The sequence below is a fragment of the Flammeovirga kamogawensis genome (genome assembly GCF_018736065.1).
Taxonomy (GTDB): domain Bacteria; phylum Bacteroidota; class Bacteroidia; order Cytophagales; family Flammeovirgaceae; genus Flammeovirga; species Flammeovirga kamogawensis.
This window is the reverse complement of the sequence record NZ_CP076128.1, coordinates 2,196,010-2,220,944: the sequence shown is the minus strand read 5'-3', so window position 1 is coordinate 2,220,944 and position 24,935 is coordinate 2,196,010. Positions and strand designations below refer to the sequence as shown.

The window sequence follows — 24,935 nt, the reverse complement described above, 5'->3', positions numbered from 1 at the left end:
GATAAAGGCTTCGTAATATTAAATCACGAAGCCTTTACTTTATTTTCTGAGAAGAAGAGCTTTTTTTAATAATTGCTCATCTTCAGCAAGTTTTTTTAGCATAATATCAGCCTTAAGCTTACCATTTGATAAGTAAGGATCATCCTTTTCCCATTCAAGTCTAAACAACCTTCCCTTAGATGTTTTACTAATGCCAATTACCCTAGTAAGTGGTGCTTGGATAGGAATGTTATAGAAAGCAATCTGCCTGTCAAAATCTCTCGATAAAACTTGTTTCTCAAAGGCTTCTTTCATACTTCTTGCTGTCGTTTTTAAATCAACAACAACTTCACCTTCAATAAATAAATCTGGTTTTGCTTTACAGTCTAACCCTGTTATTGGATCTTTCCAAAATACACATTTTTCAATTTGTACATTTGGGTGTGCTAACATTTCTTTAAGTAGAGGATAATTTCTAGCCGTAGCAGCAATTCGTCCAATTCTATTTGCTTGTGCAACTGGAACTTTTTTACTCATTTCAACCCAATCATGTGGTTCAAGAATGGCAGAATGTAGCATTGTACCTTCTCTTAAAGCTTTTTTAGGTGTATGCGGTTGCTGACCGAGTAACAGAAGTTGTGCATTTTTTATATCTGTATTGGCAAGAGCAGGATGATTTCTATATTCTTTTTCATCCATGTCAATAACCTCATAGGAAACGTTTGACATTCAGAATTTAATTTAATGAGATGTAAAGATGCATTGCTGAGAATGAACTAACAAAGTTTGTTGTTTTAAAAATGAAACTATTAAGATAGTTTTAGCTTACTGAATTGATAAAGTGATAGAAGTTATGTTTCAATCCGTAGTAATTTGATTAAATTTACTAGATATCCATTTCAGAGCATTTATTAAGAATAATGAATTCTTAAGTAAAAGATTCATAATATAGACTATGGCATTAATTAGTAAAAAGAAAGTTCCGTACCCTGTAACAGAACCTTTAGAATATTTTTTAGATCAGTACGATAGAATATCTCCTGTTTCCATCAAGTACGAAGATCTTTGTAGATTCAATACAGCAATTCCATTATATGATTCTAATGGAGATGATACTTTATGGGTAACTGTGTTTTATGCACAGGATGATATGGAGCAAATCTATTCTACATTAAAGACATTATATGCTACTTTAAGAGCCGATGGTAACCTTAATGTAATGGAGCACCTCTTTATAGACCGTGTTGATATGTGTACATACGGAAACACTAAACCATTTCGTGTAAGAGTTGTAAATAGAATTAATGACAACTTTGATTACTTCTATGTTAAGGTTGCAGATGCTTCTCGTATTTATGGATTAGAATTAGAAGATATTTTATCTCCAAACAAAGTAAGCTACCTTGTTACAGAGCAAACATTAATAGAAGAGCATATACCAGGTATTCCGGGAGATTCTTTTATTAATCATTATTTAGAAGATGGTCATCAGAATAAGACCCGTTTAACAAAAGAATTTGTAAAATTTAATGAAAGGTGTTTTGTTCAGCTTTTAGGTGATATGCACTCTTCTAATTGGGTTGTTTTAATGGTGCCAGATTTTGATGAAATCAACTATAGAATTAGACCTATCGATTTTGATCAACAAAGCTATGAGGGAAGAAGGAATATTTATATGCCTCAATTTTACCGTCAGAATAATGCAATTTTAAAATTAATGATGGGTAAAATTTCATGGGAATCAGTTCGTCAATATCAAGCTGAAGAACGTTTTATGATTGCGAGTAGAGTAATGGGTTTTAGGCATAGAGCAAAAGATATTCTGAAAACCATGCGAAAAGATATTATCGCACCTAGAGAGAACGTTATTACACTTCGTAGTGATCTTTCAGAACATTATAAAAGTTCAAGGTTCTTAAAATGTGAGAATATGGGTGAGATTGTAACAGAGTCTATTGAGCATGTATTAAGAAGGCAAGAAAAATATAAAAATATGTTTGAGGCTAATAGTCCTTATTAAAAAAAATACCTCAGTGATTTAAATTTCACTGAGGTATTTTTTATTCAACATGTTCTAATCGATAACCAACACCAATTATACCTTCTAAAGTATCAGGCCTCATATAATGTTTAATATCAATTTTATATGTTCCTTTTGAAGGAAAATGAGATTTTTTTCGTAATAAAAGCGGATGCACAAATACAGCACCTGTACTACTAAACCCTGTTGAATTTTCTATGTGTCCAAAAGGTTTTCCTGTTTTGACTTCAAAAAGTTGAAAGTCAGACATTTTGTTATTAATCAGAGTGTCTGGTTGAAGTGAATCAACTTTAGTAAGACTATATTTAATATAAATATTTTGAAAAGGATACTCTGTTGTGTTTCTAATCAAAGCATAAATATTATACGGTTTGGCATCTTCAACTTCAAAAGTAAATGAAGATACAGAGTCGGCAGGCCACATCCCTTCCTCATAATCTACATATTCTTCATTTACAATTGATGAATTACATGCAAAACCTAAAAAAGCAACTCCTAATAAAAGGAGTGCTTTGTATATCTTTAAAGACAAAAAATTATTCATTATTAGAATTATCAGGTCTTCTTCTTTTGTTTCTATTTCCTCTAAAAGGAGGTCTTGATGGTTTTTTACCACCTTCTTCCCTTTTTTGATTCTGTCTATTCTGAGGCGAGTTATTCCCTTTATTATTAGGAACGTTTTGCTTCTGATTAGTATCATTTGAAGGAGAGTTTCCTTCATTCTGATTATTAGAGTTGCGTCCTTGTTTATTCGGACTTACTCTCTTTTTAAAATTCGAAGGTCCGTTATTAGGCTTTTTCCTTGATGGCTTTTTTTGGTGATCTGATTTTTTGTTATCAGGTCCTTTTTTGAATTTGTCATCAGGCTTTCTACGTCCTTTTTGCTTTTTCTGAGGAAGAGGTTGTTTATCTAAAATGCTACTAAGTTTTTGTTCTTGTAACATTGCAGATTTATCAACTTGATCTTCTTCTAAAGTTTCAGGATATTTACCTTTAGCATTCATTTGCGTCACTTCATTAACACGCTCTGTCGAGATTACATGCCATGTTGTTTCGCCTTGGAAGCTAAACCACATACGTTTACGGAAAATATCAACTTTTTGTAGTTGAGCATCACCTTTTTTGGTCTTTAAGTTTCTATCCAACATTGGGATATCAACTAAAGCATCTATATAAGTTTCGAGTTCATAGTTAAGACAACACTTTAATCGTCCACATTGACCAGATAACTTACTTGGGTTTAAAGATAAATTTTGATAACGAGCAGCAGAAGTAGATACACTTTTAAACTCAGTTAACCAGGTAGAACAACAAAGTTCTCTACCACAAGAACCAATACCACCTAATCTACTAGCTTCTTGACGCAAGCTAATTTGTCGCATTTCAACTCTAATCTTAAACTCGCTAGCTAAGACTTTGATAAGTTGACGAAAATCGACTCTGTCATCTGCAGAATAGTAAAAAGTAGCTTTAGAGTTGTCTGCTTGGAAATCTACATCCGAAAGTTTCATTTGTAGCTCAAGCTCCTGAATAATTTCACGAGTACGGTAAAGGGTTGGAATTTCCCTATTTTTTACCATAGCTAACTTCTCTAGGTCTTTAGGTGTTGCGTGACGAAGAATTTGTAAAAGATCATCTTCTTCATCAATACCTTTTTTTATCATTTGTAAGCGTACAAGGTCACCTTGTAAACTCACATGCCCAATATGATGTCCATTTCCAGTATCAACTACTAATGGATCACCTGTATAAAGTTCGAAGTGTTGGTCATTTTTAAAATAGCCTTTTCTTCCACCTTTAAATTTTATTTCTACTATATTAAAACGTTGCGATGAGGGTAAATCCATATCACCGAGCCAATCAAATGAATTTAATTTGCTACAGCCGCCAGAACCACAGTCTCCATTACTGCCACATCCTGTAGGTACTCCACACGCAACCGTTGAACACGATTGACATCCCATATATATATATTTAAAACTATCTAATGATAGGGTGAGGCAAACTAGCCTCAATGCAATTTAGCATTTAAAAAGTTAAATCCCTTCTTTGAGGTGAAAAGGGACAAATTCACCTACATCATGCCCAAATTTATGCAATTCTCTTATAATAGAAGAACTTAAATGAGAGTATTCTGGAGATGTGTAAATAAAAACTGTATCAATACCGTTTACATATCTGTTTGCTTGGGCAATACTGTTTTCGTATTCAAAATCCGTTGTGTTTCTTAATCCTCTTAACAAAACACACGCTCCAAGGTCTTTAGCAACTTTAGCTGTTAATCCTTGATATAAAATTACTTTTACTTGGGGGTTATTTTCAAAATGAAGCTCAATTAATTCCTTCATTTTTTCAGCAGGAAAAAATCGCTTTTTCTTAGAATTATGTCCTATACCAATAATGACTTCGTCAAATAATTGAGTGCCACGGATTGCTATATCTTCATGACCTTTTGTAAAAGGGTCGAATGTTCCAGGGAAAAAGGCTATTCTTTTCATCGGTTTAATTTCATATTGCCAATTATATCAACAGCAGCATGTTCATGAGGATCTTGATCAAATTGGTATGCATAAAGCATATCTTTAGGTTTCTTTCCTGTATTTACTTTACCAATAAATTTACGAAGTGTAGTAATAGCTGAATTATCAGATTTTACTTCACCCCAAATTGTTAAAGTAGTGTCTTGAGGAGTTCCTTTTAACTCATCAATAACAAAAAGCACATAGTACAATAAGTCTTGCTCTGTTTTGTACTTAAATGAATTGGCAAAAATAACCTGCTTTTTTTCATTACATTTTGTTAGATAGAGCATATCGTTATCTAAATAACAATGTAAGGAGTTGCTATCAAACTCAAATGTTTCTGGAATAAAGCTTTCCATACTATGAGAAAATGATAGGTTAGAATTACTGTACATCTCAAAGAACCAATTTTCTAATTCTTGAGGTAAAGCAAAAATGATAGACGCATTTAAATCTGTAGTGTTTTTAAAGATTTTATCTTTCTTACTACTAAATTTAGATGTTAATGATAAGATAGTTTCATCATTGTTTTCATCCTCAACTTCTGATGGGATAAAAGCAAATGAAGGAAGAGCAGATATGATATTAACGTTCTTCCAAAAAGCAGCATTCAGAAATGAATGTTTTTGCACAATGTTGTGCAAGTTTACGATAAGTGCAGTGGTATTCATTGCAGTTTCGTAACCATACGATTCAAGTGCCAAGCACTCGTTGTTTTCAGGGTCATATACTCCTATAGCAAGACAGCTTTGATGTACCCTCAAATGCAAGCTGTAGTCAGCAAGTCGAGAAACATCAAAGCTGTTTGAATGTACGGAGTATCTGACTGATTCAAATAGCAGATCTTCCAATATTATTCCCAGTTACCTGCAGTAGTTGCTTCAAATAATGAACCAAACTTAAGAAGTCTTCTAGTAGGAGATGCATTAGATTCTTTACGTTGTGGATCACGTGGGAATCTGTCTACTACTTCAATAAAAGCAACATTTGCGTTACCTTTCTTCTTTTTATCTACAGAAAGTTCAAATTCTTTTCCGTTTTTACCAGAGATATATTTTAACTTCTTAGCGTCAAATTTTTGACCAGGGAAGATTTTCTCTCTTACTTGAGTTGCTCCAATTGTATCAAACTCAATACGAACTGAATCAGTACGAGTATAGTACAATGGGTCATTCTTAGTACGAGGAGTGATAATCTCTTTCTTTTGTACGTTATAAATGGTGTCCTCATCGATGAACATAGCTAACGTATCCCAAGATGCAGTATATTTCTTGTATCTTGAAAGGTAAGCTGTTTCAGCATCACGGATCATTTTTAATTGTTTAGTAACAATTGCTTCCGATTTTTTAATTTCTTTACTTTCTCTGATTGTGTCAAATACACTATGATATAATGCCCATGCCAATATCAGTACTACCGGTACCATTAAAATGGTTAGTATCTTTGTCTTTGTCATTTTTCTTCTGTGAGTTTGTTGTAATGTTGCTGCGAACTAAATACTATTTCTGTCAAAGGATCTAATGAACAATTCATAAACTCTAATACATTATTAACGAGACCCATTTTTGACCAAGGCAAATTTAATTAGATTTTGCATAAAAAATAATTCCATTAACCTAAAACATGTTACGGAATCAAGAATAAGTGTATTTTTTCGCCATAATCCTCTAAATAATTCTTAATTCGTACTTTTTGGCTAAATCTCTTTTCTTTTCTTTAACAACTTTTATGTTTATTTCTATTCTATCAAGAGGCTTTCCGTCAGCATTAATGTCAGTTTCTGCAATTTTTTCAACAATATCCATGCCTTCCACTACATATCCAAACACAGTGTAATTCCCATCTAAATGGTGGGCTCCTTCTTTTGCTTCAACAATATAAAACTGAGAACCACTAGAAGATTTACTTGGATTGATCTCATCATTTTGTCTTGCTGCACCAATCATTCCATAGTCATGGTTTAAGCCTTCTACAAATTCGCTATTGATAGTATAGCCTGGGTTACCAATTCCAATTCTAGAACTATCATTACCGCTTCTAGTATTTGGATCACCTCCTTGAATCATAAAATCTTTTAATACTCTATGGAAAGTTGTTCCATTATAAAAGTCATCTTTTGCTAGTCTCAGGAAATTTTTTTTATGCTCTGGTGTTTCATCAAATAATAAGATGATGATTTCACCAAAAGAGGTTTCTATATAAACGACTTCATCTTTTCCTTTAATTTTTTTCTTCTTCTTAGCGAACGAAGAATTTATTGTTAGAAAACACAAGATGATTGTAAGGAATAATGGGATGGAACGCATATTTTTGCTTCTTGAAAAATCATTTTTATAATATCATGACGAAAATAGACAACAAGAATGAAATACTAAAGGATATTGCCTGGTTAGTGCCTACTATTCTCTGGTTTTTTATAACTATAAAGTTATTACTGACTAAAAACCCTGTTGAAGGAGATAGTTTTTTATTAAATCTACCTTTTGGAGATAAGATTGGACACTTTGGAATCTTTGGGATCTTTACTGCTTGTTTGATGTTCTCTTTGTGTGGAGTAAGTTTTATGAAACAAAATAAGAGGCTTATAATAATAACTGTTTTAACTATCGTTTTTAGTTGGGGAATTATTACTGAAATTTTGCAAGCTAATTTATTGGATAGTAGAGAAGGTGATTTTTGGGATTTTATAGCAGATGCAACTGGAGGAGTTTTAGGAGTAATTTGTTATGGTATTTTGAGTAGATTTATTCCAATACCAATTTATAAGAAACCTATACTTTGATCTAATTTAAAAACAGATCTAATTATTTACATTTTTTTAAAAAGCATTAAAAAAGCCATCAATCAAATAAATGATCGATGGCTATTATATTTTAGACACTTGGGTATCTCTTTACCTAAGAGTTTATAATTCAATTATAACTGGCAATGATCGCCATCACAGAATTTTTCAGCTTCTACATCTTGTCCTTGCCCTAAATCATTAAAGTTAAGAGGCTTAATATGAGCGGCTAGCTCTTTATACTTCTCAACTGAAATTTCTTCGTATGGCATCTGAGGGTAAACAGTATTACCTAATTCTAATTTAGGTAAGAAACTGATTGACTTCAGGTGATATTGGAAGTAATTTAAGATTGGTTCAATCTGAGTGGCTTCATCTTTCTTAAATGTAACTGTAACAGAAACTTGATTATCTGCCCAATAACGTTGTAAGAATGCAGCTAGATGTACTTGTTCCCAAATACTAACTTGGTTTACAGTTCTTACATTAGAAATTTCTACTGGGATTGAAACAACCATTGTGTCAGATTCGGCAACAGAAGGTTCTACATGATAGTTTGCAGCTATACACTTTTCTATCAGAGGAGATTTCTTCGATAAGCGAATACGTCTGATGTAATGATTACTTTCTGGATAGTGCATACCTGGAGTAACACCTGGTAGTAAAGAAACAGTACCACTTGGCTTTACAGAAGTAGTTTTTACTGATGGAGTAACACATAGCCATTCAGCATAAATAGTATCCCAATTCTGAATTGTTTGGTACCCTTCGTCACACCATTCTCTAAATGTATCTAAACCATTATTTTCAACAAATTGAGCAATACCAGACATAGAAGTACCAATTCTTCTATTTCTTAATAATACACGGTTTGTTTCTGGCCAGTGTGTGTTTGTAAGCGTTACTGTTTTGGCATATAAGTACGCAAACTTTAAAGTTCTTAAGTAATCTTCTTTGCTTGTAGCTCTAGTAGGGAATGTTTCTACTAAGCAGCAAAGCTCATAAGATTCTAATGTTTGTTCAGCACAAGGGTTAGTACCCATTGCTCTGCTATCTTTATGATCCGGTGCGTCTCCCATACGACCGAACTTTTTCATATTATCTAACCAAATGTAGCCAGGTTCTCCATTTACAGCAGATTGTGCAGCAACATTTTTGTAATCCATACCTACAGTAGAGAATACTGAATTATTAGATGACCACCCGTATTCAGATCTATGTGCTGAAGACCCTTCCATCTGTTGTGTTTCAGGGTTCCAACGGTAGTCTTTTAATTTTAAGTATTCCTCATCATCTGCTTCACCAAAAACAATTTCAGCAGAACGTCTAACATTACCGGCAACAACACAACACCCGATCATATTCATAATGTCGACAATGTCTGTTACAGTAATAGTAGCGTCTTCAGGTCTGCCTTCAAACATTGATCTAATTTGATCGTGAAGTTTTAAAAGTGGAGCAGCTCCAGATGCAATACCTCCAAATCCTTTAATAGGTAAACCTGCTTCTCTAATTTTAGAGTAATCGAATTCTACGTTTACTCTACCTTTGTGGAAGTAAGAGTCTAATAGCATTCCTGTACTATTTACCCATCCTTCTCTGCTATCAGGAATTACATATCTAACTTTATCTTCATTATTTGGTTGATAAATGACAACAGTACCAGCTCCTTTTGTATCAAAGCCAACACCAACACCTAACATTGACATATCCATTAAAAACTCAAAAGGTTTTGTAGGATCATTAGCCATAGTTTCTGTACTTACAAAAGAACAGTTATTAAGTGCTGCAAATAAATTTCTCTTTGTTGTTAACTCAGAACCCATTGCCCAAAGACCACGTCCAGGAGGTAAGAATTTCATGTTAAACATACGGTCGAACATTTCTTGAGCAGAAACTTGAGCTTTACCATCATCCCATCCTAATTGGTATTTTAAGATGTGATTTTTCTGGATAGTATAAGTACCTTCTACTACACGTCTAACAGTTTCCCACCAAACTTCATTAGTACCATCATCTTTAAGTCTAGAATAGGTACGCATGTATACCAATTCACCTAGACCATTAAATCCAAATGGTGGTTTTGTGTTTTTGTACTTTTCAAGGAATTTGTCGTCCAGAGAAAATTTATAAGTCATCATTTTATCAGAAATGTTATATTGTATTAATTTAATTATTAATACATTTTATGTTGTGAACAGCCAATAATTTACACTTGTATTTATAAACTAACAACAAGTATTTAAATTATATAATATAGTGTGTAACTAATTGTTATTTAAGGAATTAAAACAATATAGGTTAACTTTAGTGTTAATTTATAATTTTGGTTGTTAATTATTAAATTGATTGCTAAACACTAATCGATTGTTATTTTTAATTTATACAAAGAAAGCAATGGAATTTATCAAAATCAATATTGCATTTCTAGTATTTATTTACATGATAAAAAGTAATAGCGTAATTTATTAGGACTTAGTTTTGTATTTATTGTGAAAAGATAAAATCATTAACTAAATTCTAAATACAATAGCCCTTTGATCCACCTTTTATTGATGTAACTTCTTGTTATATCAACTATTAAAAATGAGTACTTAAAGTTTTTTTAGAAAAGGTTTAATTTAATTTTCACCAATTAATAATGATGAATAAAATTATTTATCACCTTAAAAATATTATTTTTCTTTTCCTTCTACTTATTTCTGAATTCTCCTATGCACAATGGCATGAAGTTGTTTACAATGAACTGTCTGGAATGCAAAATTCTTTAGTTAAATCAGTTGATAAAGATAGTTTAGGTTTTGTATGGTCTGCTACAGATAAAGGTTTGATACGTTTTGACGGATCTAACTTCTTACAAGTGACAGAAGGCTTGCCAAGTCTTTATGTAAAAAAGATTTTTAAAACATCTAAAGGAGTTTTACTTGCATCTACAGATTTAGGTGTTGTTAAGGTTAATATGATTGATAATCAACCTCAAGTAGAAACTATTTTAAAAGGAGATACCTATGCTTCTGATACATTACTTTGGTACCCAAAATCTATTTATGAAACCAAAGATCAAAAAATATGGATTTGTGATAATCACTCTATTGTATGTCTTGATACCGCTTTAAACCAAATAGCACGATATAAATTTTACGAAAAAGATTTACCAACTAATTTTCAAAGATCATTTTCATTATTAGAAGACCCTGTTCTAGGGTTATACGCATTCTCTGAAGCTGGATATTTGTATAAATTTTCAAAGAAAGAAAATGCATTTAATGAAATTCAATTGATTACGCAGAGTGATAGAATAAACCACGCTTTCTTTTATCAGAAGAAAATGATTGTTTCGACTCAATCTGGAGTAACTGAAATAACTTTAGATAAATCTGGTAAAGAGGTGTTATCTCAAAAAATTATCATTGATGATATTGCTCCTTCTTATGTAGTTGTTAATACTGAAAATGAATGGTTTGCAGGAACATGGAATAATGGTTTATATAAAATTGCAATTGATAATAAAGGGAAATATCATCATTCTAAAGTAGAAAATGTAGAACAAAAAGTGATATCATCTGTGTTTAAGGATGAATCATCTGGTCTTTGGTTATCTACAGATAATGGTCTGATTTATTTAAAAGAACAATATTTTAAAGCAGCATTTGAAAAGGATGTCTACCAATATATTCAGACAATTGTTCAAGATAATAATACAGTGTTATTTTCTGACGGTAGAAGTTTGTTCTTTTGTTCAACATCTAATCACGCATTAATTGATAAATGGGAAATATCATCTGAATATGGAATTGTATTAAAAGTAGCCCATATAGAAGATGAATATTGGCTAACAACCAATATTGGCTTATTCCTTATTTATGATGAAAAAGGAAACTTAAAGCGAAAGATTGACTGTTCAAATTACGGTGGTGCAATTTATTCTATCGCTTATAATGAAATGGGTGACCTGTGGTATGTTCAAGACCATGGTGGAGTATTTAAACTGCAAAATTTAGAGAAAGTAATTTCTTATGGTAGAGAAGAGGGGATAACAAGTAAAATTAATGTTCTGAAATTTCAAGAAGGTAGATTGTTTTTAGGAGGTAGTAAGGATGGAAATTATTTCTTTAAATACAATGTTGCTTCTGATAACTTTGAGAACCTAAGTAAACCAATTTCTATTGTTAGAAATATATCTTTAAGTGTAAACGATTTTGTTTTTATAGATGAAGGTCCAATTCTAGCTACCAATTTTGGGTTGGCTTATTTTGGTAAAGATTCTTTAAGAACAAAGACAATTGAACATTTAAATTTAGGAGATGTAAAAGGAGTTATTAATGATTACAGATCTTCTAATGTGATTTGGTTGACAAACTCAAATGGTCTGATTAGGGTAAAAGATTGGGATTCATTTTTAATATTTGATGAACTTTCTGGCTTACCAAGTAAAACCATGAGTTATAGAACTATCCTTTTAGATAATTATGGTGCTATTTGGGCAGGTACTGCAGCTGGTATTGGTCTGTCAAATAAAAAGGTATCAATTAAAAAAACACCAACCCCTGTTTTTACTTATATAGGTAACTCTATTGGTAAATTCCGACTCTCAGCAACACCAGAAATCTCAATAGCATCTTACTTAGAATTGAAGTTTGCTAGTTTAGCTTTTCCTGGTAATTTAATTTCGTATCAGTTTAAATACAATGATGGAGAGTGGAAGGATATTGGTTGGAATAATAAAATTATTGTATCAGGGTTGAAAAAGGGAGATTACACTATATATATTCGAGCAAAACAAATAGGAGAGTATACATGGAGTAAATCTGCAACTTTTTCTTTCTTAGTAACCGAAGCATGGTATAGAACATGGTATGGAATACTTAGCATATTTTCAATTTTATTAGGCATTGGATTCGTGTCATTTAAACTTTATGATGAAAAGGTTCAATACGATAAAGAAATATTAGAAGGTGTTGTAAAAGAAAGAACACAACAAATTGAAGCGCAAAATAAAATATTGTCTGGCCGAGAATCTATACTTAAAAAGCAAGTTGATAGATTTAAAAAAGTAAATGATAAACTGAATTATCAAAAGCAAGAAATGAATAGTCGTTTGATTTATGCTCGAGATTTACAATCAGTTGTTTTGCCTTCAACAGAAAAAATTAATTCGTTTTACACCAATTCATTCCTTTTATATAAACCTAAAGAAATTGTATCTGGTGATTTTTATTGGGAAAAAACTTTCGATGGAAATATCTCCTATATCGTTGTAGCAGATTGTATTGGTCATGGAATTCCAGGTGCAATCCAGTCACTAATTGGTATAGATTTACTTGGTGAAATTGTCGATAATAAGAATACTAAAACAGATTATGTATTAGAGGAATTAGATATTAAACTAAAGGAAAAAGCAAAAGAAAATCCAGCATTAATTGGGATTGATATGCTAATTTTAAGAGTATTTAAAAATGAAGACGAATTTGAGATTAGCTACTCTGGTGCACGTAGACCTTTATTTTATTTTATTGATAATCAACTTATTGAAATAAAAGGAACACGAAGAGGAATAGGAAATGAGCCTGCTCATGTAAAAGTAAAAGGTTTTGAAGTACACAATTTTACTCTACCAAAGGGTGTTAGCATTTATCTAACCACAAATGGTTATTATGATCAATTTAATAATCAAGAAAAGCGAATGGGAATCGCTAAATTTAGAAAATTATTAATAGAAGCAGGTAGTTCTAACGATATGTTGGAACAGCGTAAATGGCTAGAGAACTATTTAAATGTTTGGAGTTCAGAAGCAGATCAAATTGATGATATAACGATCCTCGGTCTTCAGTTATAATTAATAAGGGACTTTTTTATCTGAAGAAAATAGATTTTTAAAGAAGCTAAAAAATGTCTTTTCTTCATGTTTATACCTTTTTAATTCTCTTAGGAGAGCTCTTCCTTGAGACTTACTTGTAATAATCATATCAAATGAATCGGCAGGGAAATCTTTATATTTCCTTATTTTGCCTGAATGTTTGCCTCTTTTATAAGCAACTTGAAGTTCAGTAGTCTGACGGTCATAGATTAAAAACTCTACAAGCGTAGATTCTGTAGTAATAATTTTTTCAACGAGTATTTCTCTCATAAGTCTTTGTCGTAAATCGAAAAATCAGTAACCAATAGGATAGTTAGTGCATGATAACAATCTAAAAATACAATTTATTTCCGATTATCATCACTTTCTAGCATACTTAAGTAACTTAAATACCTAGAAGTAGCTATTTCACCCTCATCCACAAGTTCTCTGACTTTACATTGAGGTTCATGTGTATGTGTACAGTTATTGTACTTACACTCTTGTATCACATCTCTTATTTCAGGGAAAAAATGTCCAATTTCATTTTCATCAATTCCCATAATACCCAGTTCTTTAATACCTGGAGTATCAATTAAATGACCGTTATGTTCAGTTAATTCGAACATTTCGGCAAAAGTAGTCGTATGTTTCCCTTTGTTAGCAAACAAAGAGATTTCATCAGTTCTTTGTTGCACATTTGATGCCAACTTGTTTAATAAAGTTGACTTTCCAACACCAGAATGTCCAACTAATAAAGAGATTTTACCATTAATCACTTCTTTGATTTCGTCAAGATTTTCATCTTCTAAAGCTGATAAACGCAGACATTTATATCCTAGAGGTTCATAGACAGCACGCAATTCATCTAAATATGCTCTGTCTTCATCTTCTAATAAATCATCTTTGTTGAATACAATATAAGTGGGGACATTATATGATTCAGCAGCTACTAAAAATCTATCTATAAATCCTAAAGAAGTTTTAGGTAATGCTAAGGTTGCTATTAATATTGCTTGATCTATATTAGATGCAATAATATGCCCATGCCATTTTTTTCTTGTTGATTGGCGAAGGATAATATTTTTTCGATCAAGAATGTCGTGAATGATAACTGTATTTTCAACTTCATCTTCTAAGGCATAGTTAACCAAATCGCCAACAGCAATAGGGTTAGTGACTTTCATACCTTTTAATTTTAATTTACCACGAAGTCTTCCTTTATAAGTCTGATGAGTTTCTGTATTTTCAACTTCATACCACAAACCAGTTGATTTAGTGATTAATCCAACTTTTAAATCAACCGCAGATGTTTTTGAAGTGTTTTTTTTCTTCCCAGAGTTCTTTTTTTTCTTCATCAGTATTCTTAAAGGTCAGTATTGTTCTTTGTAACTAAAATACTAAAATCGGTTTAATATTTTATATAATAAGTAAAACTACTCTATAAATATGAAATTATTAAAGTAACTCTTTGCAATAAGTTATTATTTTATCTGTACTGCCTAGGTTTTCTTTTACAAAGTCTTGGGTGATAAGACCAGTTTTTTCTCTGAAGGTTGTGTCAATTAATAGTTTTTTAATTATTGATAAACAGCTGTTTGCGTCTGTAATTGAAAAGGTTCCTTCTCTTTCTACCAATTGAACGGCCTCAATAAATTTATCATATTCTTTACCAATAACAACAGGGATTCCAAAAGTTGCAGGTTCAAGAATATTATGAAGTCCCTCTCCAAAAGCACCTCCTACGTAGGCAAAATCTGCAAATTGATATAGTGATGATAACATTCCTACATTATCAATTATGAGTAAGTTTTTATCAGTAACATTATTTTCGGTAGCTTCAGAAAAACGAATACTGTCTCTAGCAGAAAATGTAGAAGTAATAAAATCTATTTTTTTATCAGAAATTTCGTGAGGAGCAACTATAATTTTTAATTCAGGAAGTTTACTTGCAACAAGGCTTAAAGCTGAAATGTCTCTTGGCCAACTACTGCCAACAACAAGAACAGTTGCATTTTCTGAAAATTTCTTAGCTATAGGAATTTGCTTTGGAGAAGCACAAATTTGAGCAACTCTATCAAAACGTGTATCTCCAGCAATTATTTTATTATCAATATTGATGGATGAAAGTAGATCGTAGGAATTTTTATCTTGAGTGAAAAAATAATCGAATTGCTTTAGCATATTTTGCTGAAAACCTCCATTATTTTTAAAGAAAGCTTGATCAGCTCGGAATATAGTTGAGAAGGAAATTATTTTGGCTTCTATACTTTTTAATGCAACAAGGTAGTTATGCCAAAACTCGTATTTTACGAAAAATGCAATCTGTGGGTTGATTGTTTTCACAAACAACTCTGCATTACTTTTAGTATCTAGAGGGAGGTAGTAAATATAATCTGCATGTTCATAATTATGCTGAACAGTATATCCACTAGGGGAAAAAAAAGTAAGTACAATTTTGTACGCCGGAAATTGTACTTTGAAGGCTTCAATTACAGGTCGGCCCTGTTCAAATTCTCCTAATGATGCACAGTGAAACCATGCAGTTTTCTGATTGTTATTTTTAAAATCAGCTTGAATTTTTGATAATAATTGGTGTCTTCCATCTACAAATAATTTTGCTTTTGGGTTTAGCAAAGAGGCAAACTTCATTGCTCCACTAAACATATATGTACCTATATTATATATCTTTTCTTGAATCATATCGCAAATTTACATCAAAAAGAATGTAATGCGAACTATGTCAGAATTTGTTTGTGTATTTCAATTAACCAATGTCAAGTAATTAGTTAGCGTACATTGATAACACTTCTTTCAATTCTTTTCTAGCAAGAAAAATTCTATTTTTTACTGTTCCAATAGGAATACTTAAACGATCTGAAATTTCATGGTATTTAAATCCTCTGAAATACATCATGAATGGTTCGCTGTAGGCATCGTCTAATTCTTCAATTGCTTTCTGAATATCATTCATAGCAAAGTTTCCATAAGCACTATTTTCTTGCTTAACATTCGTACTATTTATAAAGTGTAAGTTTTCTGAGGTATCAATAAATGTTTTTTGGCGAGCGCTTTTTTGGTAATTAGTTAAGAAAGTGTTTCTCATTATAGTAAAAACCCATGCCTTCATATTAGTACCAACCATAAATTTCTCTTTGTTAGAGAATGCTTTCAACATAGTTTCTTGAATAAGATCTTTTGCGTTTGCTGAGTCTTTAGTCAGTTTGTAAGCAAACGGCTCTAAAGCAGGGATCAAGTGTTGCAAATTGTAATTAAATTCTACCGCTGTCATAATAATAAGTGTTTATATTTTGTTTAACTTTTTACTCTTTTGTTATAACAAATGTAGGATGATAAAAGATTAATGTCAATGTTTTGTTTAATTATTTTATAAATAAGTTAAACAAAATACTTTTAATACTATTGTTTTTATAATGTGGTAGCACGCTATTTGCTTGTAAATGAGTTACTTATGTTTTTGTTTAACGATTGTCTAATTATGTTGAATTTTGTTTACTTATTTTCCTTCTGGGGCTTCTTTGCGCATCAAAAAATCAATGAAGAGGCTATATATTTACTCCCAAATGAAATTTTCATTTTGTTTAAAGATCATATAGATAAGATTAAACAAGGTGGAATTAGGCCAGATCAAAGAAGAAGACTTATAAAAAATGAAGGGGTTCGCCATTACATTGATGTTGAAATGTATGGGAATCAACTATTAGAAAATGCAATTGATTATGATGAAGCATTACTTACTTTCTCAGAAGATTCACTTTTAGCACATGGCTTAGCTCCATGGAATCTTGTTATGTATACACATCTTTTACGGAAAGCTTTTGAAGAAAAAGATGCTTACCGAATTATTAAATATGCAGGAGAAATGGGGCATTATATTGCAGATTTACATGTTCCTTTGCATACAACACATAATTACAATGGTCAATTAACAAATCAAATTGGTATCCATGCTTTTTGGGAATCTACATTACCAGAGCACTATGCAGGGTATTATAGTTTTTTATTAGATGATGTTATGTATATCGATAATACTTTAGATACAACTTGGGCAATTATGAACGAATCGCATAGTTTAGTTCCTATTGTTTTAGCAGAAGAAAAGCGTATTTCTAAATTATTGCCAAATAAAGGAAAAACTGTTGTTTCCAGACGCGGAGCTTCTTTGCAATACCAACCTACAGATCAATATATAAAGTTATATCATCAGGCAGTTGGTGATATGGTAGAAAGTAGAATGGAAAAATCTATTTATAGGTTAGCTTGTTTATGGTATTCTTGTTGGATTGATGCTGGTCAACCCGATTTATCAACTTTAAAATACATTACACCAAAGCAAAAAAAGAAAGAATTAAAAAAAGATATAAAACATAGAGAGCATCTTTAGATTTAAAGTGGATATGTAGAACGGACAATGTATCTTCGTAGTTCTGAAAAAAAATATATTATGTTCAACAACTATTACTTTTTAAGACAACTGAGTGGTTCTTTAAAAGAACATTTAGTAGGGATGACTTTGGGGGCTTGTTTTAGTCAATCCAAAGATGAATTGATGATCGGTTTCTATAAAGGTGGTCGAGAACAGTGGATACGTGCGTCTTTAATTCCAAATTTTAATTTGCTTACTTTTCCTTTGGATTATCAAAGAAAGAAGGTAAACAGTATTGACCTTTTTAAGGAAGCGATTGATGAGGAAGTTGAAGATATTATCCAATATAAAAATGAACGTGCTTTTTTAATTAAGCTTACCAATAACTGGGGAATCTTATTTAAAATGTATGGTAACCGTTCTAATATTCTTTTGATTCATGAAGGTGAGGTAGTCACAATTTTTCAGAAACGACATATTGAAGATCAGAATATGGATGTTTCTCAATTAGACCGTTCTTTAGATCAGACAAAGGAAGGCTTTTTTGAAAATGGATTACGAGGTACATTCCCAACTTTGGGAAAAGAAGCATTAGCCTATTTAGTAAAAAATGGCTGGGAAGATGCAGATAAGGAACAGCAATGGGGTATGCTTTCATCAATGATCTCAAAATTAGAAAACCCCAAGTATTATACTGTCGAAGAAAATGAGCAAGTACACTTTCTACTTTTTGAACAAGGTACAACACTTTTTGAAACAGATAATGCTATTGAGGCTGCCAATGAATTTTTCTATAGGTTCTCAAAACGCTTTTTTGTAGAGCAAGAAAGAGGACCTTTATTACGAGAAATTGATAAAAGATTAAAACAATCTAGAAGTTACCTCAAGAAAAATTATGCACGTTTTGAAGAATTGACAGAAAGTGCACGCTTTGAGGAAATTGCCAATATTATAATGGCAAATTTACATGCTATTCCAGCAAGAACTAAAAAAATTACATTATTTGATTTTTATACTGATAAAGATATCGTAATCAAATTAAATGAATTTCAAACACCTCAAAAGAATGCTGAAACTTATTATAGGAAGGCTAAAAACCAAAAATTAGAAGTAAGAAATCTCGAAGAAAACATCAACGAAAAAGAAGAAGAAATGAAACGTCTTCAGACTCACCGTGATGCATTAAATGACCTAGAAATGGTTAGAGAGATTAGGAAATATATTAAGAACAATGGGTTACAAAAATTACAAAAAAATGAGCCTGTTTTTCCGTTTAGAAAATTTGAATATAAAGGGTTTGAAATCTGGGTTGGGAAAAATGCTGTAAACAATGATTTATTAACTCAAAGATTTGCACATAAAAGAGATCTTTGGTTACACGCTAGAGATGTTGCAGGTTCTCATGTAGTTGTAAAATGGAAATCTAAGCAGCCTACTTTTCCTATTAATGTTATAGAAAAAGCGGCTTCTATTGCGGCATATTATTCTCAAAGAAAAACAGATACACTTTGCCCTGTTATTTACACGCCTAAAAAGTTTGTAAGAAAAAGAAAAGGAGACCCCGCTGGACTTGTTGTAGTAGATAAGGAGAGTGTAGTTTTAATAGAACCGGCTCCATTTTCAGAGAATTTAACGTAGTTAACACTCTATTTCTCTTTATACTTAAAAGTTTTTGCAATAAAGTGTTCAGAGACTATTAAATTGCAGATCAAATAAATAAAGATATTACAAAATGAGCAATAAAAAAGAACATTTGGCCTTTGGAAAAAAGAATTACATGTGGATGCTAATCGGTATTTGTATGATTGCTTTAGGCTTCTTTATCATGTCTTTAGAAAGTGCACCTATGGGTTTTGGAGCATTAGGTTTAACAGTTGGACCAATTGTAACAATGGCTGGTTTTGGTGTTAATTTCTATGCTATTTTATTAAAACCTCAAGGGAGCAGTTCTGAGCAAAGCCCAAAAAGCTAAAACAACTAAACCTAACAATTTTTATACTATCAAATGAGCATTTTTGAGGCTATCGTTCTTGGTATTGTCCAAGGATTGACAGAATTTTTACCTGTTAGTAGTAGTGGACACTTAGAACTAGCAAAAGCTATTTTAGGAGACACTAGTATGGCAGAGGAGAGTATGATGATGACTGTCGTACTTCATTTTGCAACAGCATTATCTACAGTTGTTGTTTTTAGAAAAGATATTCTAGAAATATTAAAGGGACTGTTTCAGTTTAAATGGAACGAAGAAACTCAATTTTCTTTAAAAATTGTACTTTCAATGATACCTGCTGCACTAGTAGGAGTTTTCTTGAATGATCAAATAGAAAAATTCTTTGGGGGTGCTGTTCTTCTGGTAGGATGTATGTTATTATTAACTGCAATTCTCCTTATTCTTGCAGATAAAGCTAAGAATACAGAAAAGAATGTAGGCTATAAAGAAGCAATCATTATTGGTATTGCACAAGCTATTGCTATCCTTCCTGGTATTTCAAGATCTGGAGCTACAATTTCAACATCAGTTTTATTAGGAATTGACAGATCTAAATCTGCTCGTTTTTCTTTTTTAATGGTTGTTCCATTGATATTTGGAAAAATTGCAAAAGATATTTTAGATGGTGCTTTTTCATCTTCTTTTGAAGTAGTACCAATGACTGTTGGTTTTATAACAGCATTTGTAACAGGTATTGTGGCTTGTACATGGATGATTTCATTAGTAAAGAAAGCAAAACTAATGTGGTTCTCTATTTGGTGTGCAGTAGTAGGTTCAATAGCAATTATATATACATTAATAAATTAAATATTGTGCTTTAAATAGCATTTGATTTTTAAACGTATGCAAGATTTTGATTTTGTAGCCGGCGAGACGGTGTTGGTAGATAAACCATTGGAATGGACTTCTTTTGGTGTAGTGAAAAAGTTGCGTTGGGAAATGAAGGTGAAAAAAGTAGGGCATGCCGGTACTTTAGATCCTTTGGCTACAGGTTTATTGATTTTGTGTACAGGGAAAAGTACAAAGACGATAGACCAAATTCAGGGTAAAATAAAGGAATATGAAGGAGAAATGGTAATTGGTGCTACTACTGCTTCTTATGACTTGGAGACAGAAGTAGAGAATCAAGTAGATATTTCTCATATCACAGAACAAAATATTCTAGATTTATTACCTCAGTTTACGGGTAAAATAATGCAAGTTCCTCCAATGCACTCAGCTATAAAAGTGAATGGAGTTCGTGTATATAAACATGCTCGTAAAGGGAAAGAAGTAAAGATCGACCCTAGAGAAGTAGAAATTAGTGAATTAGAAATTACAAAAATCGACTTCCCTAAAATTCAATTTAGAATGGTTTGTTCTAAAGGAACTTATGTAAGAAGCTTTGTTAAAGACTTTGGTGATGCCTTAGGTGTTGGTGCATACATGAGTGGTTTGCGTAGAACTAAAATTGGTGAATACGATGTCAAAGATGCCAAATCTGTAGAAGAATGGATTGAGGTAATTCGAGAATGGCGAAGTAACCAAGAGGAAGAAGAGAATTCTAAATAGCATTATATAAAGGAGTTATGAAGCAATTTCGTAACTCTTTTTCTTTACTATATTTTTTTGAATAACTTTCGAATAGAAATTTATTTTTAGTTGATGAAAGTACATTACGGAATAGACAATTTTACGCCTCTTAAAAGAGCAACAGTTACAAGTGGAACATTTGATGGAGTACATTATGGACACCAACAAATTCTTGCACACCTAAGAAAAACGGCTAGAGAAGATAATTCAGAAACGGTTTTGATTACCTTTTGGCCACATCCTAGGTTTGTCTTACAACCCGAAATTGCGAATAAATCACTTAAATTATTAACCAACTTAGATGAAAAAATAGCTCTACTTGAACAGGAGGGTATTGATCATTTAATTGTTATTGAGTTCAATAAGGAGTTTTCTCACCTCACATCAATGGAATTTGTGAAAAATATACTTATTGATAAAATTAATACGACCAAATTAGTGATTGGATACGATCATCGCTTTGGTAGAAATAGAGAAGGAGGGTTTGATTATTTAAAAGAGCACCAAGCAGAATTTGGGTTCGAAGTTGAAGAAATAACCAAACAAGAAATAGAAAATGCAGCAGTAAGTTCAACAGCTATAAGAGCAGCATTAATAGAAGAAGGTGATCTATTTACTGCAGAAAAATACTTAGGTTATCATTATTCTTTAGAAGGGATAGTGGTTGATGGTAATAAAATTGGTAGAAAAATAGGGTTTCCTACAGCAAATATTCAATTAAAAGATAGCTTTAAATTACTTCCCCATCAAGGAGTCTATGCTGTACACCTCTACTTTAAAGGTGTTAAATATAAAGGTATGCTTAATATTGGTAACAGACCCACAGTTACAGAAGGTATTAAGAAAACAGTAGAAGTAAATATCTTTGATTTTAACGAAGATATTTATGGTGCAGAAGTGAGGCTAGAATTTATTAAGAGAATAAGACCTGAGATGAAATTTGATGGAGTAGAAATGCTTATCGAACAATTACATCTTGATAAAGAAAGTGCCATTACAGCACTTTCTATGTAGATAGACTTATTTTGTTTTTGATGTAATCCAAGTGGTTACTTTTTCTAGTAGAACAGGAGATAAAGTTTGTTCAATTTCTCCATATTCGTTTGGTAAACCTGTTTCACATTCTTGAAATAAGTGATTTATGCCTTCAATTTCTTCAATGTCAATAGCTGTATTCCCCGCCTCTGTCAGAGCATTGTAAATTGCATCCAAATTTTCTTTAGCAATAACTTGAACGTCTTTAGTGCCATTTAAAGCCAAAACTGGACAAGTAACTTTAGAAAAATAAGTAGCTGGGTCAAGTTTAATAAACTCTTTCATCCAATTAGAGGAGAATGTTTTAGCGAGGTTATTTATTTGTTGATCATTTAATTGATGATCAAATTGATGTTGTAAATAATCTGCTAATTTATCAAACAATGGTTGTTCATTATTTATTACTATTGAATATGCTTCACTAAAAATCTTTTGATTTCGTTCAATTATATTATCTGGAACACCACCTTTTTTCTCAATTAATGCTTTCTGATGAAGCATCAATTCTTTTCCTCTTAAACCAGGCGAAGCCATTAACACAACAAAATCAATAGCTTTATTCTCACTTGCTACAATTCCAGCAATTGTACCACCTTCGCTATGTCCTAATAAACCAATCTTAGTAGGATCAACATCCTTTCTTGATAATAAGTATTCATAAGCAGCTTCTACATCTGTTGAAAAATCTAATGTAGATGCTGAATTAAAGTTACCACTAGATTCTCCAGTACCTCTATCATCAAAACGTAATACTGCTACACCTTTTTTAGTCAATTCATCAGCCAATAATAAGAACGATTTATGCCCAAGAATTTCTTGATTTCTATCTTGTGGTCCACTTCCGGAAATAAGAATAACAGCTGGATACTTTTTTACATCTATAGGTCTAGTAAAAGTTCCAGCTAAAAGAATATTAGCTTTTTCATTTTTAAATTTTATGTTTTTAGAAACATAAGGAAATGGAGGAAGTGGTTCTTGTGGCTTTTTTAATGGAGTTTCTATTTCAAGATCTTTATAAAGTGTCATCGGAAACGAAAAGCCACCTTGTTCAAACTTACCTTCTATATGTTCATCATCTAAAACATGACCAGTATATTTAATACCTAAATTGGGTAAGTTAATGGTGATAAATGGTTCTTGGTATTTTACTTCATGTATTGGTATACCTTTTAAGTTTTGTACGGGTACATCCATTTTCCCTTGGAATATTTGACCATTATGAGTAATGTGAAATATTATATCAATTTTACCTGTTTGAACGGTTAATGTTCCAGTCCATGGTCCTACTAAGTTTTGGCTATAGCTAGTAATAGATAATAAGAAAAATAGAGTTATTACAAAGAGTTTTTTAGTCATATTTAAAGTATTTTTATTGACGTTTTTTTGTTAGTACTAATTTTTTTGTGAAAAAATATTAACTTTGTTTTGTGTTAAACAAAATGGTAGTTGTCAAATAATTAATTACTTAACAAAGTAAATTTACAAACTCGGTCATTTAATTTCATTTATAAATAAATTTAAACTTTTTTAAATAAATATTAATGATTAGTTTTACGTTAACATACGTAAATATAAACTTCCATCTCTGAACTATAGATTTCATGATTCATTATATAAAAAGAATTGTTTCAGGTAATAATACCTTTGGTTTAGGTATTTTAGTAGGCTTATTACTAGGCTACTTCCTTGCGTTTGCACTTGCAAGTTATTTTTTAGTTTAGAACAACTTTAGTTGTTCAGATTCATTTTCAGTTCCAGGTTCTCCTAAGTTACTAATACTGATACCGAGTAACCTTACATTAAATGTTTGAGGATTTAGCTCCTCTAAGAGTGTTAAAGCCTCTTTTATTAAAAACGATTTATTTTTTATGAGGTTCTCATAAGTACGACTTTTTGTATGCATCTCAAAATCGTGTTGTTTAATCTTAACAGTAATAGTTTTACCACTTTTACTAGACTTTAATATTCTTTCCCAAAGTATATCTGCAATTTTTAATAGGTGCTCCCTCATTTTTTGTACATCAGCAATATCTTTAGAAAAAGTGCGTTCTGCACCTATAGATTTTCTTTCTCTATGTGCTTTTACTTTTCTATTATCAATTCCCCTAACAATGTGAAAGTAGTATTTTCCAGTACTTCCAAATGTGTCATTAAGATGTTCAATTGGCCAACTTTTTAAATCTTTACCTTTATATATACCTAGCTTTTTCATTTTGTCTGCGGTTACATTACCAATTCCATAAAAACGTTCTATTGGTAATTGCTCTAAAAATGCTTCAGCTTCTTCGGGTAAAATGATTGCTTGTCCATTAGGTTTATTAATATCAGAAGCAGTTTTTGCTAAGAACTTATTATAAGAAATACCTGCACTCGCATTCAAATTTAGTTTATCATTAATTTTTTGTCTGATTTCTAAAGCAATTTGAGTTGCAGATTGAATTCCTTTTTTATTTTCAGTTACATCTAAATAAGCCTCATCTAAAGAAAGGGGTTCAACTAAATCTGTATATTCATAAAAAATCTTTTTGATCTGTACCGATACATCCTTGTATACATGAAAACGAGGTCGTGTAAAAATAATTTGCGGACATTTTCTATAAGCTAAAGCAGAAGGCATGGCAGATTTAACGCCAAACTTTCTAGCCTCGTAGCTTGCAGCAGCCACAACTCCCCTTTCTCTACTTCCACCAACAGCAACAGGTTTACCTCTTAAATGAGGGAAATCTCTTTGTTCAATTGAAGCAAAGAAAGCGTCCATATCAATATGAATAATTTTTCTCAAGGTAAAAGC

Annotated in this window: 23 protein-coding genes; 9 read left to right on the top strand and 14 right to left on the bottom strand. The window is 31.7% G+C overall.

Annotation, left to right across the window (positions count from 1 at the left end):
* Positions 1 to 39 precede the first annotated feature (39 nt).
* Positions 40 to 708: a PD-(D/E)XK nuclease-like domain-containing protein gene (locus KM029_RS08835; protein ID WP_144072936.1), complete on the bottom strand. Its 669-nt coding sequence runs from the start codon at positions 706 to 708 to the stop codon at positions 40 to 42.
* Positions 709 to 934: 226 nt separating this feature from the next.
* Between KM029_RS08835 and KM029_RS08830 the strand changes: the two genes are divergently transcribed.
* On the top strand, positions 935 to 1,999 hold the full coding sequence (locus KM029_RS08830; RefSeq protein ID WP_144072935.1) for a hypothetical protein: 1,065 nt from the start codon (positions 935 to 937) through the stop codon (positions 1,997 to 1,999).
* A gap of 40 nt (positions 2,000 to 2,039) precedes the next feature.
* On the opposite strand, the gene gldH is transcribed toward KM029_RS08830, so the two are convergent.
* The 6 genes from gldH to KM029_RS08800 form a co-directional block, all read right to left on the bottom strand.
* Positions 2,040 to 2,564 (bottom strand): gliding motility lipoprotein GldH, encoded by a 525-nt coding sequence (gene gldH / locus KM029_RS08825; protein ID WP_158631008.1) that lies wholly within the window; start codon positions 2,562 to 2,564, stop codon positions 2,040 to 2,042.
* Positions 2,557 to 3,984: a PSP1 domain-containing protein gene (gene ricT / locus KM029_RS08820; protein ID WP_144072933.1), complete on the bottom strand. Its 1,428-nt coding sequence runs from the start codon at positions 3,982 to 3,984 to the stop codon at positions 2,557 to 2,559. The genes gldH and ricT overlap by 8 nt, the downstream gene beginning before the upstream one ends.
* Positions 3,985 to 4,056: 72 nt before the next feature.
* Positions 4,057 to 4,518 (bottom strand): pantetheine-phosphate adenylyltransferase, encoded by a 462-nt coding sequence (coaD, locus tag KM029_RS08815; protein WP_144072932.1) that lies wholly within the window; start codon positions 4,516 to 4,518, stop codon positions 4,057 to 4,059.
* On the bottom strand, positions 4,515 to 5,393 hold the full coding sequence (locus KM029_RS08810) for a DUF3822 family protein (protein WP_158631007.1): 879 nt from the start codon (positions 5,391 to 5,393) through the stop codon (positions 4,515 to 4,517). Before KM029_RS08810 ends, coaD begins: the two co-directional genes overlap by 4 nt.
* Before the next feature lie 2 nt (positions 5,394 to 5,395).
* Entirely contained in the window at positions 5,396 to 5,998 is a 603-nt protein-coding gene (locus tag KM029_RS08805) for a hypothetical protein (RefSeq protein WP_144072930.1), read from the bottom strand.
* A 211-nt stretch (positions 5,999 to 6,209) separates the two neighbouring features.
* Positions 6,210 to 6,848: a peptidylprolyl isomerase gene (locus KM029_RS08800; RefSeq protein ID WP_144072929.1), complete on the bottom strand. Its 639-nt coding sequence runs from the start codon at positions 6,846 to 6,848 to the stop codon at positions 6,210 to 6,212.
* A 35-nt stretch (positions 6,849 to 6,883) separates the two neighbouring features.
* Here KM029_RS08800 and KM029_RS08795 point away from each other — a divergent pair, with 35 nt between their 5' ends.
* Positions 6,884 to 7,324, top strand: coding sequence for a VanZ family protein (locus KM029_RS08795; RefSeq protein WP_158631006.1), 441 nt, complete (start codon positions 6,884 to 6,886; stop codon positions 7,322 to 7,324).
* A gap of 134 nt (positions 7,325 to 7,458) precedes the next feature.
* Here KM029_RS08795 and KM029_RS08790 read toward each other — a convergent pair whose 3' ends face one another.
* A complete protein-coding gene (locus KM029_RS08790; protein WP_144072927.1) occupies positions 7,459 to 9,465 on the bottom strand; it encodes a glycyl radical enzyme family protein in 2,007 nt (668 codons plus the stop codon).
* 500 nt (positions 9,466 to 9,965) lie between these two features.
* On the opposite strand from KM029_RS08790, the gene KM029_RS08785 reads away from it, so the two are divergent.
* A complete protein-coding gene (locus KM029_RS08785; protein ID WP_144072926.1) occupies positions 9,966 to 13,160 on the top strand; it encodes a SpoIIE family protein phosphatase in 3,195 nt (1,064 codons plus the stop codon).
* Here the strand turns inward: KM029_RS08785 and KM029_RS08780 are convergent, their stop codons facing one another.
* The 4 genes from KM029_RS08780 to KM029_RS08765 form a co-directional block, all read right to left on the bottom strand.
* Entirely contained in the window at positions 13,161 to 13,451 is a 291-nt protein-coding gene (locus tag KM029_RS08780) for a KTSC domain-containing protein (RefSeq protein ID WP_144072925.1), read from the bottom strand.
* Positions 13,452 to 13,525: 74 nt separating this feature from the next.
* Entirely contained in the window at positions 13,526 to 14,518 is a 993-nt protein-coding gene (gene rsgA, locus KM029_RS08775; protein WP_144072924.1) for a ribosome small subunit-dependent GTPase A, read from the bottom strand.
* A gap of 100 nt (positions 14,519 to 14,618) precedes the next feature.
* Entirely contained in the window at positions 14,619 to 15,863 is a 1,245-nt protein-coding gene (locus KM029_RS08770) for a 3-deoxy-D-manno-octulosonic acid transferase (protein WP_144072923.1), read from the bottom strand.
* A gap of 82 nt (positions 15,864 to 15,945) precedes the next feature.
* Positions 15,946 to 16,452, bottom strand: coding sequence for an RNA polymerase sigma factor (locus KM029_RS08765; protein WP_144072922.1), 507 nt, complete (start codon positions 16,450 to 16,452; stop codon positions 15,946 to 15,948).
* 207 nt (positions 16,453 to 16,659) lie between these two features.
* Between KM029_RS08765 and KM029_RS08760 the strand changes: the two genes are divergently transcribed.
* The 6 genes from KM029_RS08760 to KM029_RS08735 all read left to right on the top strand — a co-directional run bounded on the left by KM029_RS08760 (position 16,660) and on the right by KM029_RS08735 (position 22,123).
* Positions 16,660 to 17,565: a zinc dependent phospholipase C family protein gene (locus KM029_RS08760; protein ID WP_144072921.1), complete on the top strand. Its 906-nt coding sequence runs from the start codon at positions 16,660 to 16,662 to the stop codon at positions 17,563 to 17,565.
* Between the two features lie 60 nt (positions 17,566 to 17,625).
* On the top strand, positions 17,626 to 19,185 hold the full coding sequence (locus KM029_RS08755) for an NFACT RNA binding domain-containing protein (protein ID WP_158631005.1): 1,560 nt from the start codon (positions 17,626 to 17,628) through the stop codon (positions 19,183 to 19,185).
* A 94-nt stretch (positions 19,186 to 19,279) separates the two neighbouring features.
* Entirely contained in the window at positions 19,280 to 19,519 is a 240-nt protein-coding gene (locus KM029_RS08750; RefSeq protein ID WP_144072919.1) for a DUF3098 domain-containing protein, read from the top strand.
* 33 nt (positions 19,520 to 19,552) lie between these two features.
* Complete coding sequence (locus tag KM029_RS08745; RefSeq protein WP_144072918.1) at positions 19,553 to 20,344, top strand: undecaprenyl-diphosphate phosphatase; 792 nt, start codon at positions 19,553 to 19,555, stop codon at positions 20,342 to 20,344.
* A 36-nt stretch (positions 20,345 to 20,380) separates the two neighbouring features.
* A complete protein-coding gene (gene truB / locus KM029_RS08740; RefSeq protein ID WP_144072917.1) occupies positions 20,381 to 21,088 on the top strand; it encodes a tRNA pseudouridine(55) synthase TruB in 708 nt (235 codons plus the stop codon).
* Between the two features lie 93 nt (positions 21,089 to 21,181).
* Entirely contained in the window at positions 21,182 to 22,123 is a 942-nt protein-coding gene (locus tag KM029_RS08735) for a bifunctional riboflavin kinase/FAD synthetase (RefSeq protein ID WP_144072916.1), read from the top strand.
* A 6-nt stretch (positions 22,124 to 22,129) separates the two neighbouring features.
* On the opposite strand, the gene KM029_RS08730 is transcribed toward KM029_RS08735, so the two are convergent.
* Both KM029_RS08730 and dinB read right to left on the bottom strand, forming a co-directional pair.
* Positions 22,130 to 23,500 carry an alpha/beta hydrolase family protein gene (locus tag KM029_RS08730; RefSeq protein ID WP_144072915.1) on the bottom strand — a complete coding sequence of 457 codons (1,371 nt, stop codon included), beginning with the start codon at positions 23,498 to 23,500 and terminating at the stop codon, positions 22,130 to 22,132.
* A gap of 361 nt (positions 23,501 to 23,861) precedes the next feature.
* Entirely contained in the window at positions 23,862 to 24,926 is a 1,065-nt protein-coding gene (gene dinB / locus KM029_RS08725; protein ID WP_260412210.1) for a DNA polymerase IV, read from the bottom strand.
* Positions 24,927 to 24,935: the final 9 nt, after the last annotated feature.